Raw genomic sequence first — 13553 nt, 5'->3', positions numbered from 1 at the left:
GCGGGATGAGGGGAGGGGGGAACCGCGAGGTCGGGGAGACCGGTTGCAGGCCCGCGGCGATGGCGGGGATGCCGAGCTTCTGGGCGATGGACAGACCGATGAAGAAGCCCAGGCCGCTAGCGATGACACCCGAGCTGCCCCGGGCGGCCGCGAGGAACTGCGAGGCCCAGGACTCCGAGTGCTCGATGGCAAGGCGGGCCATCATCCGAGACAGCTCCGCCGGATTGTGGCCCCGCGTGAAGAGCGCCTCCATGTCCGAGCGGGCCGTGGTGGCGCGGATGTCACCCGCCAGAGGGGCGAACTCGATGCCGCGCCCCGCGACAAGCGGAGCGAACTCCGGGTCGGCCACGAGGACAGGAGTGTGCCCCGCCCGAGCAAGGCCCTCGGCAAGCGCCACCATGGGCCGGACGTCTCCGTGGGTGCCAAACGTGATGAGCGTGACGCGCATGCCCGCTGGCATATGGGATCCCGGGAGGCGGGAGAAGCGCGATGCTCCCATGAAGGAGCACCGGCTGAAGCATCGCAGATGCTCGTGGGGCGTTACTGGTCGAGCCCAGCAGGGGCTCAATGCGGCTCCACTCGGCATCGCTCAGTTCATGTCTGCGCGTAGCCATCGGTGCTCATGCTTGGCGCCGGTCAGCAACCCCGAAGTCCGGAAACTTCAGCCTATGGGCTCCACGTCCATGACGACCGATAAACCGTCATATTTCGGGAGGTCCATGTCCGCTGCTCCCACATTGCTTGGCCATTTGTATGTTTCACGGTGTCGTGAAGGGCGCTAAAAACACTTTCCGTGATCCAAGATGCGAAAACCCCGTCTCGTAGCGAACAGAGCTTGGCCGCGTAGTTTGCAGCTCGTCCAACCCAGACAAGGTCGTTTGATCCGCGAATTCCAGTTCGCGCGACGAGTAATTTGCTTGTGTCTACCCCGACGGCTTGACGTACTTCATAGTCATCACTAGGGTACTGTGCTTTGAGTGCGGGATTGATAATTTTTCTGACCGCATAGTTGATTTTGAGTGCGGATCGTGCGGCAGAGGAGTTTTTGTTGTCGCCTATGAAGACGCCCATTACTCGGTCTCCATCAAAGGCAGTGATTGTCCCGCCTTCGCTTTTGATGACTCGGGATGCGCAAATTAAATATGACTTGTAGATTTCGGCCGCAAACAGAGCCTTTTTTGTGTCCACTAGTTGGGTGGATTCTGCGAGGTCGGCATAAAGCACTGTCGCGTCGAGTTCGACTGCGTCGTTCCCGAGCGTGACTGATTCGGGTTCTGGGACCAGTCGGCCCTCACGTCTTTCCCAGCTTGTTTTGAAAATTGACGTCACTTCGGAGTGTAGATCGTCGCTGAGTGGCATTTTATCTTGTTCCGAGGCGATTGGCTGCGATTTCAATTTCAGTGCAGACTGCACTGAGTGCTGTGGGGATGTCTTTGGGGAGAGGTGCTATGTAGGTTAATGCAGTTACTCCAAGAAGATCGCTGGGGATTTTGAGATCAGTGCTTCTTTCTTTGATCAGAAAGGCTCGTTCTCTCCCGACTCGCCCCATGAATAGCCCGAGTTCAAAAATTACGTTGTCGCGAGGGGCGTCCTGATCTGTGTTTCTGCTCGAGACATGGTCGTCTGGTCCGAAAATAAAGGCTGCGAAATCGCAGTTGTCTACCTGCTTAAGGAGGTCATCAATGGTGACTCCAGATGGTCCAAAGATGCCATTGGTCCAGAGGCGCACCTCAATTGGACTGTGCTTTAGGCCCAACTGAAGGTGCCGTGCAACTAGGAGGCCTTCAGCCGAAGAGCCCACGAACATGACGGGACGCTCATTGGGAGGTCTGTGAAAACGGTTCCGTTGTCGAAGGCGTTCCGCCATCACGAGCGCCATGGCTCGCCAGATCGTCGGATGTGAGTCTGCAACTCGGTGGAACTCTGCCTCTAAAATTCTTAATGCCGTTACCGACTCCCTGGCTGTAACGGTTGCTGCACGGGGGGCGGATGGATCAATAAGCGCCATTTCTCCAAGAGGCTCGCGAGGGCCTCGGTCGGCAACATGTCGCCCGTTGATGAATACTGAAGTTGTGCCCGACAGAATGAAGAAGATACTGTTGTCCGTGTCATTCTGGGTCATTAGTGACTCGCCGGGCTTGAACTCGACCAGCGCGCCTGCATCAGCAAGCAGCTCAGCCAAGGCTGCGTTGTGTTGCACGACTGCTTGTTGCTTGAGGGCTTCAATCAGCAGTCGTCGCCCTGCGTCGCCTTCGTACCGTGCCTTCATTGCACCCCCGATTCCCTAATGTGTGAACATGCTTCCACTGTAGATCGACAATTGCGGCTTGTCATGAGCGCTCCGTGGGCTGAAGCCACGCCCGGTCTCGTCGGGAGTACCTACTCGGGCGAGACGACGGTCGCTTCGACTACTCGCGAATAGCGCCCCATCGAAAAGTAGGCATGCCGAGTCTCCGTGTGTCAGGGGAGTTGTGTGATGGCTGGAGGAGTTCATGGAGCCGTTGGGTGAAAGTCCCGAGGCGGCAACAGGTCGAAGCCGCAGAGTTGGGGTGGCGCCGACAGGGGAAACCCCTCCGGGGAAGCCCACTGAAAAAGCCCCGTCTCAGCGGTGTGAGCGAGTGCGCGGGCCGGTGTCCGCGTGAGGCAATGCCTCGAATGCGGTTCGTCAAGGCAGGTGGGCGAGATTGTCGGAGAAGAGCGCATCCAAAAGCGTCGGGGAATTTTCACCATTGAAGAAGCCCACTCGAAGCCCTGGAAGCGCCACCCCAGCGAAAGCCAATGGGAAGCGGCGATAGCCGAACACTTCCTTTATCACGTGTTCCAGCGCATTCACTTCCTGCCTGACAGTCGCGGGCGGATCAAAAGTGAGCTGGGGTGAGGAAAAGTGCTGGAGGTGAAAGGACTTATCGCCTGCGTCCCCTCTCTTGGGGGGAGGGACCGCCGCCATGGGGTATTCAGTGTAGGTGGGATGCCAGACCTGGGTCGTGACATAGACAATGTAGAAAGGCACAAGGACACTGACTGCGGCGGCGATGCGTGTCGCGAGTTGCTCGCCTCCAGGCAACGGCGCTGTGCGGTAGAGAAAACAGCGCATGCACGCCGAGACGTAGGGTTGGGTTCCGTTACCGATGTTTTCACCTGGGAAGGCGCGTTTGAGCCCCTTCATGAGGTTCTTCCAATCGGTCCCATTCAAGGCCTTGTCCCATGCCGCCATGAACTTTGCATGCTCGGGTGTACGCTGGTGGGCTGGCACTGGCTCAGCCAGATCATCGTCCTCCACTGGGAACCCGGCTGGGTAGTACCGCCGCGCGAGCTCAATCAATGACTCTTGCGATTCTTCAGTCATTCGCCGCTCCCTTCAGTGGAATGTCGAAATAGATAGGCTCCAAGCCTGGGGTCTTGCACTCCGACACGCGGGCTCCGGCAATGCGTTCTCTGAGAAGGTGCTCGTATTTGTTCTTGAACCGGCGGCACAGGATGGCGATCATCTCTCCTTGCTGAGCCTTGGATAGAACCTCATGTGCCGCCGCGTTGGCCAGATACGCAGCAACTTGCTGGGCAACCTCCAGAGGAACTTCTCCTTGCAGGGTGTTGCGGATCGGAACGCCCACCTCGAATTTGCATACATCGGTAGCTCCTGAATCGCCTTCCGTGATGCGCGCATGGATGCAGACAGCTCGCCAGCCATCAGGCTGCACCTCGACGGCGTCAACCGCGACGACTGTTTTGAAGCGGAAATGCTCCGCTGTAATGCGTCCAATGACCAAGCCACGCCCGTGGGTGCATCCGCTCTGTCCCAGCGCGCCAACCAGCAGGGTTGTCGCGAGCACCCACAGGCCCATCCTCCGCGTTGCTTTCCTGGGCGTCATTCCACTCTCCACTGCCCGGACTTCGTCGTGCCTGAGTCTCGATGCTGGCCGACTTGCCTTTCCCTCTGGAGGGAGCGAACGGGGGACGAGAACCCAAGGGAAACCCATGGCGCCTGGTTTCAGAAAAGACTACTGGCGGTAGGGCACGGGAATCGAACTCGCCAGGGACTGCTCTCGCAGCCCCTCACCGGTTTTGAAGACCGGGCCGGCCACCAGGTCCGGAGGCCCTACCGTGGTCGATTACTGCCGCCCAACCCGGCCCCCGTCAACCAGGACCCACAGCCCACGGTCCACGGTCACGGCTTCACCGCGGACACCACGGCGTACTCGTCGCAGTTGAACAGCGTGTGCCACTGGGTCTGGTCCGAGCGCATCCGCATCGCCCGGTGCACGTCCGCGCGCACCTGGTGCACGGACGTGCTCCCCGGCTGCCGCTCCAGCGCCGTCATCCCTCGCAGCGCGACCAGCGCCGTGTTCACCGCCGGGTACACGTCCTCGGCAATCGACTCCAGCCGCGCGTGCTGGAACCCCGCCTCCCGCAGCTCCGACAGGTAGCGCCCGGTCGTCCAGACATTCTCCTCCGGAAAGGCAATCAGCCCCCGCCAGTACCGGTACCGCAACCGCTCCCTCAACCCCGCGCCCGACTCGCGGTCCGTCTTCTGGCACATGTCCGCCATCACCAGCCGCCCACCCGGCTTCAGCACCCGGAACGCCTCGCGCAGGAAGTCCCGCCGCGTCCGGAAGTGCATCGCGGACTCCAGCGCGAACACGATGTCGAACTCGCCGGCCTGACCCGGCAGCGCCGTCGCGGAGCCCAGCTCCAGCCGGACCACCCCTTCGAGCCCCGTCAGCCGCACCCGCTCCCGGCCCACCCGCACCTGGTTCGGCGTGATGTTCACCCCGACGATGCGCGCGGGCTTGTATGCCTCCGCCCAGAGCAGGTCCTGGTCCGCGTACCCGAAGCCACAGTCCAACACCGAGTCCCCCGGCCCCAGGCGCGCCGTCTTCGCCAGCAGGTGCGCCATCTGGGTCTGGGCCTCCCGGAACAGCTCACCCACGCGCTCGACGTTGGTGTCGTCCACCCGCTCCACGTCGCGCCAGTAGCCCAGGTTGATCCAGTAGGGCTCCCGGCCCGTGGTGACGCGGATGTCCTGCGGCGCCGGCATCCCGGCCACCCAGGCCCCCGTCTCGTTCGTGTAGAAGCGCTCCGGATCCGCCAGCAACGCGCTCTTCAGCCGCGTGGCGACCTTCCTCACATCAAGCATCATGGACCTCCCCGGTCCCCTCAGGACCCGCCGCCGGACACCTCATCCCGACGGCCGACTGCGATTCGCGGGACGATAGCCAGGATGGCGGCGATTCCAATGCTGACCTGTCTGTCTGGGTTGACCACTGGAAGGAAAGGGCAGACACCGCGAACCCGGGCCCGAGGGTGTCTTGCCCGGCGCATCGCTCGCCCCCCATGATGCGCGCCTTCCGCCATGCGCCGAATCTTCCGTCCCGTTCACCAGGCACCGGACTTCCTCCCGGGGCCCGTGCTCCTCCTGCTGTGTCTGTGCCTGGGCGCGATGCCCACGGGGGCGGCGCCTCCAGCGCAGCCCTTCCGTGTGGGCCCGCCGGCTGCCTGGGTGGAACCGCTTCCGGTTCCCACGGATTCCGGGCCGTCCCTGTCAGGGGATGAGGAGACCGGCATCTCCGTGCTCCTGCTGGAGGAGCAGGTGCGTGTGTCTGGGAATTCCCGCACGCACTACCGGCACACGGCCCGGAAGGTCCTCTCCTCGCAAGGCGTCGAGCAGGCCTCGAACATCCAGTTCCACTTCGACCCGACCTACGAGCAGCTCACCGTCCACGGCATCTGGCGTCTGCGCGAGGGCCACCGCGAGGATGTCTTCAAGCCCGCCGATGCCCGCGTCATCCAGCAGGAGAGTGAACTCCAGCAACAGCTCTACAACGGCACGCTCTCCGTGGTGCCCTTCCTCCACGACGTGCGCGTCGGCGACATGCTGGAGGTCGCGTACACCCTCGAAGGCTCCAACCCCGTCTTCGCAGGGCGCTTCTCGGATGTCGCCTCCATCGGCTACTCCGTGCCCGTGGCCCATTGGTCCTACCGCCTGCTGTGGCCGGAGGACCGCCCGCTCTTCGCCCGGGATTTCGGCAGGCCGGGCCTGACGCACTCCGAGCGGAAGCACGACGGCGTGCACGAGCTCACCTGGGAGCGCCGGAACGTGCCCGCCGTCCACGCGGAGGACAAGGTGCCCGGCTGGGAGCCTGTCTTCTCGTGGCTCCAGCTCACCGAATACAAGGACTGGAATGACGTCGCGCGCTGGTCCTCCGCGCTCTTCCAGGTCCCCGCGCGCTCGAAGGCGCTGGAGCAGGAGGTCCGCCGTTTCTCCCAGGAGCCCACCGAGGAGGCCCGCTTCCTCGCCGCGCTGCGCTTCGTCCAGGACGAGGTGCGCTACCTGGGCATCGAACTGGGCCCCAACTCCCACCAGCCCCATCCTCCCGACGAGGTGCTCCAGAGGCGCTTCGGCGACTGCAAGGACAAGTCCCTGCTGCTGGTGACCCTGTTGCGCGGCCTCGGCATCGACGCGCAGCCGGCGCTCGTGAACACGGAGGACACCCGACTCCTGGACGGGTGGCGGCCCACCGCCACGGCCTTCGACCACGTCATCGTGCACGCCACGGTGGCGGGCCGGGAGCTGTGGGTCGATCCCACCGCGACCCTGGAGCGCGGCGGACTCGCCAGCTACCAGCCCCCTCCCTACGCGCGGGCGCTCATCGTGTCCCCCGACACGCAGGGGCTCGCGACCATTCCTCCGCCCACCCTGGAGGCGCCCTCCACCTTCGTCGACGAGACCTATGTGGCGCCGGACCGCGACGGGGCGGTGACGCTCGACGTCGTCACCACCCGCACGGGGGACATGGCGAACGGGATGCGCCGCACGCTGGCGCGGACGTCCCTGTCGGAGCTGTCCCGCTACTACTTCAACTACTACGCGAAGACGGACGCGAAGATCTCCCTCGCGCGGCCCATGACGGTGGAGGACGATCCCGCGAAGAACGTGCTCGTCGTGCGCGAGCACTACCGCATCGAGAACTTCTGGTCCGACGACGGCCGCCGCGACTTCGACGCGCACGCGCTCCGCGAGTACCTCTCCAAGCCGGACATCACCCACCGGACCTTCCCGCTGGCGGTGGAGCACCCCGTCTTCATCCGCCACCGCATCACGCTCCAGTCTGGCACGCCCCTCTTCGTCACCTCGCGCCGCGGTCGCGTGGACGGCCCCGCGTTCCAGTTGGAGGCCGACACCCGCTCCGACGGCAAGACGCTCGTGCTGGACTACCGCTACCGCAGCGTCGCGGACGCCGTGCCCCCGGACCGCATCCCCGATCACTTGAAGGCCTTGCGCCAGTCCGAAGAGGAGCGCGGGTACTACGTCCAACTCGGCGGTCGCCAGGCCCGCCTCAACGCCCCGCGGGGACCGTCGACCGGCGGGGGCCTCTTCCTGATCGCCGTCATGGTGCTCTCGGGCCTCCTCTGGTTCGTCATCGACCAGGGAGGCCCCGTGGAGCTCTGGCGCAAGGCCGGCGCGAGGACGCGCAGGCGCGACTTCTCGCGCAAGTTCGAACCCGTCCACCAGGGTGACAGCGCGGGGGCCGCCATCCCCATCACCGGCCCGCATGAGCTGCTGTCCACGCTGGGCCGGCTGCGCTGCGCCTGCGGTGCCAGTGGAGAGGCCCCACCGGACTCCCTGCGCCAGGAGCCCATCGTCCTGGGCGAGCGCCAGCTCACGCTCGTCCAGTGGCAGTGCCCCACCTGCGCCCGCGCCCGCCGCGTCTACTTCGAGGACAGGGGCACGCGCGCCGCCTGACGGCCTCAGCCCCCGGTGGTGTTCTGGCAGATGCCCGGGCAGTCCGCGCCCGCGCCTGGGGTGCACGAGTCCGCCGGATCATCCACGCACGTCGTCCCCGACACGCCCGAAATGCAGCCCCCGAAGAGCCCACCGCAACACGCGACGTACCCTTCCGGCACGTCACACGGCGTCGGGTAGCTCTGGCACGTCCCCGTCGACGAGCGCGCGAACACCACCACCTGCGGACACGACTCCGGCGGCTCGTCGTCGCCGCCCCCCGTGCACGCCCCGAGTCCCAGCACCGCCACCACGCTCAGCCCCAGCTTCATCCATGCTTGCATGGCGCGCATCAGGGCAGGGGAGTCCAGCGCTAGTCCAGTCCCCGCTCCCACAGGTCGTCTTCATCCAGACCCATCAGGTGACCCACTTCGTGCATCACCGTGATGCCAATCTGTTCGATGAGCTCCTCGCGGGTGCGCGCGAAGCGCTCCAGGTTGCGCTGGTACAGCACGATGGACGGCGGGTAGGGGTCCGCCACGTCCATCACGCTGCGCTCGCCCACCGGCGTGCCCCGGAACACCCCCAGGATGCACGGCGACAGGGGCGGCTGCTGCCCCATCAGGTCCTCGTCCGACGGCAGGTCCTCCACCGCCAGCGTGACGTTGTCCATGTACTGCTTCACCTGGGCCGGCAGGGCGCGCATCGCGTCCTCCACCGCGCGATCAAAGGCCTCCTCCTCCAGCGCCACCGGCGGCGGCAGCTCCTCGGGAGCAATCGCCTGCGCCCGCCCGAAGCGCTTCTTCGCCTCGCGCGCATCCCCCCGCCGCTCCGCGATGAGCCCCAGGTAGTGGTGCGCCCAGGCTTCCTCCGGCGCGTCCTTCAACACCCGCTCGAAGGACTCCTGCGCGAGCGGGAAGCGGCACAACTCGAACAGCGCGATGCCCCGCTCCAGCTGCGCGTCCGGCGAGCGCGGCATGTGCTCCAGTGCCGCGTCCAGGCTCTTGAGCGCGGCCTCGCACTCGCCCAACTGGTTCAGGCCCAGCCCCTCCAGGAGGAGGAACTCGTAGACGAGCTCCACGTCGTCGGCCTTCTGCGCCAGCTTCCGGCCCCGGACGCACCACTCCAGCCCTTCCTCCACCGCCTCGCGGTCCTCGCCGGTGCGGCACACCAGGAACTCGGCGGCGCCGAAGAGGATCTCCAGGTCCTCGGGCGCGACCTTCAAGGCTGCCCCGTAGGCCCGGCCCGCGTCCTCCAGCCGACCTACCTCCACCAGCGCCGCGGCGCGGTAGTGCAGGGCCTCCGGGGAGCTCGGGACGTCCTTGAGGAGCGCCTCGGCGCCGGCGAGCGCCGCCTCGAAGTCGGTGGCCTCGAAGGCGTCCGCCACCCGGTCCAGTCGCGCGTCCACGCCCTGCGCCTCCCCTTGCTTCGCCGTGCGCTTCATCATGCGGCGGGCAGCTAAGAAGCCGTGCTTCGCGTTGTCAACGACCGGCGTCGCTGTTAGCTTCCAGCGCCCCCGTTTTGCCCAAGTCCCCGTGAACATCCTGGTCGTAGACGACGATTTCGAGCTGTGCACCATGCTCTCTCGCTACCTGGAGATGCATGGCTACACCGTGTTCTCGGCGTCGGATGCGCTGCAGGCGCTGGACATCATGGAGCGTCACCCGGTGGGGCTGGTCATCACCGACTACCTCATGCCCCACCTGGACGGCATCCACTTCACGGAGATGCTGAAGGCGGATCCGCGCTTCCAGTCCATCTCCGTCCTGATGATGACGGCCAGCAACGACGACACCATCTCCGACCGGGGCCTGCGCAAGGGTGTGGCCATCACCCTCCAGAAGCCCCTGGACATGGGACAGTTGTTGAACCTCGTGCGCTTCGCCGAGTAGAGCGCCCGGCAGGTCGCCACGCCCCCCACCCGGGCGGGCCGGAAGGCGTCCGCGGGGCCACACGTTTGCCCCTTTCCGTTGACATCGTCGATGCGACCCTTATGTTGGCGCTCGACATGGCCGAGTGCTAACGGCCATCCCCATTCATAGAAATTCCCCAAGTATTATCGGAGGTTGCGATGGCAGCGAAGGAAATCTTCTTCCACCAGAACGCGCGTGATTCCATCCTGCGCGGCGTCCGTATTCTCGCGGATGCGGTCGCGGTGACGCTCGGTCCCAAGGGCCGCAACGTCGTCATCGAGAAGAGCTTCGGCTCCCCCACCATCACCAAGGACGGCGTCACCGTCGCCAAGGAGATCGATCTCGAGAACCGCTTCGAGAACATGGGCGCCCAGATGGTGAAGGAGGTCGCGTCGAAGACCTCCGACAAGGCGGGTGACGGCACCACGACGGCGACGGTGCTGGCGCGGGCCATCTACGAGGAGGGCCTGAAGCTGGTGGCCGCCGGCCACAGCCCCATGGACCTCAAGCGCGGCATCGACAAGGCCGTGGAGGTGGTGGTCGCCGAGCTGAAGAAGATGTCCAAGACGACCACGGACAAGCAGGCCATCGCGCAGGTGGGCACTATCTCCGCCAACGGGGACGAGACCATCGGGCAGACCATCGCGGACGCGATGGAGAAGGTCGGCAAGGAGGGCGTCATCACCGTCGAAGAGGCCAAGGGCCTGGAGACGACGCTCGACGTGGTGGAGGGCATGCAGTTCGACCGCGGGTACGTGTCTCCGTACTTCGTGACGAACCGCGACCGCATGGAGGTCGTCATGGACGACCCCTACATCCTCATCAGCGAGAAGAAGGTCTCGTCGATGCAGGACATGATCCCCGTGCTGGAGCAGGTCGCGCGCTCGGGCAAGCCGCTGCTCATCATCGCGGACGACATCGAGGGCGAGGCGCTGGCCACGCTCGTGGTGAACAAGATCCGCGGCGTGCTGAACGTGGCCGCGGTGAAGGCGCCGGGCTTCGGTGACCGCCGCAAGGAGATGCTCAAGGACATCGCCACGCTGACGGGCGGCATGGTGGTGAGCGAGGAGCTGGGTCACAAGTACGAGAACCTGACCCTCAACGACCTGGGCCGCGCCAAGCGCATCACGGTGGACAAGGACAACACCACCATCGTGGACGGCAACGGGCAGAAGGCGGACATCGAGGGCCGCATCAAGCTCATCCGCGGCCAGATTGAGACGGTCACCAGCGACTACGACCGCGAGAAGCTCCAGGAGCGCATGGCGAAGCTCGTGGGCGGCGTGGCGGTCATCAACGTCGGCGCGGCGACCGAAGTGGAGATGAAGGAGAAGAAGGCCCGCGTGGAGGACGCGCTGCACGCGACCCGCGCGGCCGTCGAAGAGGGCATCGTCCCCGGCGGCGGCGTGGCGTACATCCGCAGCCTCAAGGCGCTGGAAGGCCTGAAGCTGGGCGGCGAGCTGGACTTCGGCGTGGAGATCATCCGCAAGGCCCTCACGGAGCCCCTGCGCAAGATCGCCAGCAACGCCGGCGTCGAGGGCGCGGTCGTCATCAACAAGGTCAAGGAAGGCACCGGCGCGTTCGGCTTCAACGCCCGCACGGAGAAGTACGAGGACCTGGAGAAGGCGGGCGTCATCGACCCGACCAAGGTCGAGCGCACCGCGCTGCAGAACGCCGCCTCCGTGGCGTCCCTGCTGCTCACCACCGAGGCGATGATCGCCGAGCGCCCGAAGAAGAAGTCCAAGGGCGGCAACGGCGGTGGTGCCGGCGCGCCGGACTACGGCGGCGACGACATGGACTACTGAGCCAACAGGCTCCGTAGCGGCTGACGGGAGGCGGGCTCTCAAGGCCCGTCACCCCGCCATCCGAAGATCTTCCGGCTCCGGTGGACCTCGCGCAAGCAGCGCGGGGTGCCCGGGGCCGGACCCTTTTTCAGGGCAGGGGTTTCTTGAAGGCGAGCCCCAGCTCGCGGCTGAGCGCCGACGCGTCGGAGATGAGCTTGGGCAGGCACGCGGCGGCCCCGGCGCGCAGGCTCGCGAGCGCCGTCTCCATGGTGAGGTGCTCGGCGAGGACGACGAAGGGCGCGCCCTGGCCCAGGGCCTTCGCCAGCTCCAGCGCCTTCTTCCCGTAGGCCGGCGCGAAGTCCCACGACACCACCACGCCCACGGGCGCCTCCAGCGCCGCCACCTCCGCGCTGGAGAGGATGCGCGCCTCCAATCCCAGCAGGGTGAGCGCCTCTGAAATCTGCCGCGCGATGGCCGGGTTGTCCTCCAGCACGTCCACCCGGCGGGTCGTGGGGCTCACGGTGGGCGCGGGCGCGGCCGGGGGCGCGGCCATCCCCTGGCGCAGCAGCGCGCGCACCTGGCGGATGTCGTCGAAGGGCTTGAGCAGGTAGTCCACCACGCCCAGCTGCAGCGCCTGCTGCGTCGTCACCAGCGACGGGTAGCCCGTCATCAGGATGACGCGCGAGGCGGGGTCGAGCCGCCGCGCGTGCTGGGCCAGCTCCAGGCCGGACAGGCCCGGCAGGTTCTTGTCGGTGACGATGAGGTCCACCGGGGTGGAGCGCAGCAGCTCCAGCGCGGCCTCGCCGGTGGCCGCTTCAATGACCTCGCACTCCTTCTCCATCAGGTCCTTGAAGACCGTCCGGATGATGGCCTCGTCGTCCACCACCAGCAGGCGCTTGCGCTGCGGCAGGGGCGCGTCCGTGGGAGGGAAGAGCACGCGGAACACCGTGGCCGGGAGCGGCACCTCGCGCAGCACCGTCGGGGACACGAGTGAAATCTGCGCATGGTGCTCCTGCGCGATGCGCCGACAGACGGCGAGCCCCAGGCCGGTGCCGCGCTTGTTGGCGGTGACGTAGGGCTCGAAGATGCGCTCGCGCAATTCCGCCGGGATGCCCGGGCCCCAGTCCGACACGTACAGCGCCACGGAGGCGCCCTCGCGCGCGAGCGTCACCTTCACGCGGCCCCGGCCCGCCATGGCGTCGCGCGCGTTGTTGAGCAGGTTGAGCGTGAGCTGCTCGATGAGCCGCGCGTTGCCCTGGATGGTGAGGTCCTCGGGCGCCTCCACTTCCAACGAGATGCGCGCGGAGTCCGGGTTGACGCTGAACACCTTCGCCGCCGCCCAGATGGGGGCCGCGAGGGACTGGCGCTGCTGCGGGGCCGGCCGCTCGCTGGCCAGGCGGATGAAGTCGGAGACGATCTGCTCCATCCGCTCCACCTGCGCGAGCAGCAGCTTCAAGGGGCCGCTGGAGCCTCCCTCCTCGGCGAGCAGCTGGGCGTACGCCTTGGCGCCCAGCAGGGGCTGGCGCAGCTCGTGGAGGACCTCGGCGGCGACCTGGTGGGTATGGGCGTTGGCGCGCTGCAGGGCCACCGCCGCGAGTCTGGCCGCAGGCAGGTCTCCTGCTTCCAGTGCCTGGAGCAGTTGAGCAAGCGGCGAGGGGGTCTCCATGCCGGGGAGCATGACGGAGGCGGGTGTCCACGTGCAACGCACCCCCGGCGGGAATCGGTTGACCCGGCTGCCCGGCGAACGGATGCTCGCGGCGCCTTCCATCCGGGTCGGGAACCATCCGCACGCCCGGTGGCGGGTCACCCTGTCGCAGAGGTCCGCATGCCGCAGACGAACCCGTTCCACTCGCTGGTGCCCCGGAAGCTGACGGACTCCGAACTCGCCCGCTCCATCCGGCTCAACATCGAGGCGGAGCTGGACGCCATCAACCTCTACGCCGCCCACCTGGACGCGACGGACAACGAGGAGGCCAAGGCCATCCTGCGCCACGTCATGGACGAGGAGCGCGAGCACGCGGCCCTCTTCTGGCAGCTCATCGCCCGGTTGGATCCCGCGCAGGCCCAGCACGACCGCGACGCGTCGCAGAAGTACCGCCTCATCACCACCGGCGCGTCCCACGAGGAGGTGGAGGC

Annotated in this window: 12 protein-coding genes and 1 tRNA gene; 4 read left to right on the top strand and 9 right to left on the bottom strand. The window is 66.2% G+C overall.

The genetic code is table 11. The annotated features are described in order from the left end of the window. The 6 genes from D7V97_RS28750 to D7V97_RS28730 all read right to left on the bottom strand — a co-directional run. Window positions 1-460: glycosyltransferase (locus D7V97_RS28750; RefSeq protein ID WP_199728975.1), on the bottom strand; the 460-nt coding region annotated here is incomplete at its 3' end. A 900-nt stretch (window positions 461-1360) separates the two neighbouring features. Further along, window positions 1361-2269: a TIR domain-containing protein gene (locus tag D7V97_RS28740; protein WP_120613836.1), complete on the bottom strand. Its 909-nt coding sequence runs from the start codon at window positions 2267-2269 to the stop codon at window positions 1361-1363. Between the two features lie 396 nt (window positions 2270-2665). Then, entirely contained in the window at window positions 2666-3346 is a 681-nt protein-coding gene (locus D7V97_RS44300) for a hypothetical protein (protein ID WP_147445013.1), read from the bottom strand. Further along, on the bottom strand, window positions 3339-3842 hold the full coding sequence (locus tag D7V97_RS44295) for a hypothetical protein (RefSeq protein ID WP_147445012.1): 504 nt from the start codon (window positions 3840-3842) through the stop codon (window positions 3339-3341). The genes D7V97_RS44300 and D7V97_RS44295 overlap by 8 nt, the downstream gene beginning before the upstream one ends. Window positions 3843-4002: 160 nt before the next feature. After that, window positions 4003-4101: transfer RNA gene (locus tag D7V97_RS28735), tRNA-Sec, on the bottom strand. Window positions 4102-4165: 64 nt separating this feature from the next. Next, on the bottom strand, window positions 4166-5137 hold the full coding sequence (locus tag D7V97_RS28730; protein ID WP_120613835.1) for a cyclopropane-fatty-acyl-phospholipid synthase family protein: 972 nt from the start codon (window positions 5135-5137) through the stop codon (window positions 4166-4168). 456 nt (window positions 5138-5593) lie between these two features. On the opposite strand from D7V97_RS28730, the gene D7V97_RS28725 reads away from it, so the two are divergent. Beyond that, window positions 5594-7741, top strand: a complete 2148-nt coding sequence (locus tag D7V97_RS28725) for a DUF3857 domain-containing protein (RefSeq protein ID WP_158623476.1) — start codon at window positions 5594-5596, stop codon at window positions 7739-7741. A 5-nt stretch (window positions 7742-7746) separates the two neighbouring features. Here the strand turns inward: D7V97_RS28725 and D7V97_RS28720 are convergent, their stop codons facing one another. Beyond that, window positions 7747-8064 (bottom strand): hypothetical protein, encoded by a 318-nt coding sequence (locus D7V97_RS28720; RefSeq protein ID WP_120613838.1) that lies wholly within the window; start codon window positions 8062-8064, stop codon window positions 7747-7749. A 29-nt stretch (window positions 8065-8093) separates the two neighbouring features. Continuing rightward, window positions 8094-9167, bottom strand: a complete 1074-nt coding sequence (locus D7V97_RS28715) for a metallopeptidase family protein (RefSeq protein ID WP_120613833.1) — start codon at window positions 9165-9167, stop codon at window positions 8094-8096. Between the two features lie 88 nt (window positions 9168-9255). Between D7V97_RS28715 and D7V97_RS28710 the strand changes: the two genes are divergently transcribed. Both D7V97_RS28710 and groL read left to right on the top strand, forming a co-directional pair. Beyond that, window positions 9256-9612, top strand: a complete 357-nt coding sequence (locus tag D7V97_RS28710; RefSeq protein ID WP_120613832.1) for a response regulator — start codon at window positions 9256-9258, stop codon at window positions 9610-9612. A gap of 179 nt (window positions 9613-9791) precedes the next feature. After that, window positions 9792-11438 (top strand): chaperonin GroEL, encoded by a 1647-nt coding sequence (gene groL / locus D7V97_RS28705; protein WP_120613831.1) that lies wholly within the window; start codon window positions 9792-9794, stop codon window positions 11436-11438. A 127-nt stretch (window positions 11439-11565) separates the two neighbouring features. On the opposite strand, the gene sinK is transcribed toward groL, so the two are convergent. Next, entirely contained in the window at window positions 11566-13083 is a 1518-nt protein-coding gene (gene sinK, locus D7V97_RS28700; protein WP_158623475.1) for a hybrid histidine protein kinase/response regulator SinK, read from the bottom strand. A gap of 159 nt (window positions 13084-13242) precedes the next feature. On the opposite strand from sinK, the gene D7V97_RS28695 reads away from it, so the two are divergent. Continuing rightward, window positions 13243-13553, top strand: a 311-nt coding sequence (locus D7V97_RS28695) for a demethoxyubiquinone hydroxylase family protein (RefSeq protein WP_120613829.1), incomplete at its 3' end; no start/stop codon positions are given.

It is taken from the genome of Corallococcus sp. CA053C (genome assembly GCF_003611675.1).
Classification (GTDB): Bacteria; Myxococcota; Myxococcia; order Myxococcales; family Myxococcaceae; genus Corallococcus.
Note: the sequence above shows the minus strand (reverse complement) of the source record. Positions and strands in the feature narration are given on the sequence as shown.

Coding starts and splice junctions, on each gene's coding strand:
- D7V97_RS28740 (WP_120613836.1), bottom strand. CDS start 2,269: ATGAAGGCACGGTACGAAGGCGACGCAGGGCGACGACTGCTGATTGAA.
- D7V97_RS44300 (WP_147445013.1), bottom strand. CDS start 3,346: ATGACTGAAGAATCGCAAGAGTCATTGATTGAGCTCGCGCGGCGGTAC.
- D7V97_RS44295 (WP_147445012.1), bottom strand. CDS start 3,842: ATGGGCCTGTGGGTGCTCGCGACAACCCTGCTGGTTGGCGCGCTGGGA.
- D7V97_RS28730 (WP_120613835.1), bottom strand. CDS start 5,137: ATGATGCTTGATGTGAGGAAGGTCGCCACGCGGCTGAAGAGCGCGTTG.
- D7V97_RS28720 (WP_120613838.1), bottom strand. CDS start 8,064: ATGCAAGCATGGATGAAGCTGGGGCTGAGCGTGGTGGCGGTGCTGGGA.
- D7V97_RS28715 (WP_120613833.1), bottom strand. CDS start 9,167: ATGATGAAGCGCACGGCGAAGCAAGGGGAGGCGCAGGGCGTGGACGCG.
- groL (WP_120613831.1), top strand. CDS start 9,792: ATGGCAGCGAAGGAAATCTTCTTCCACCAGAACGCGCGTGATTCCATC.
- sinK (WP_158623475.1), bottom strand. CDS start 13,083: ATGGAGACCCCCTCGCCGCTTGCTCAACTGCTCCAGGCACTGGAAGCA.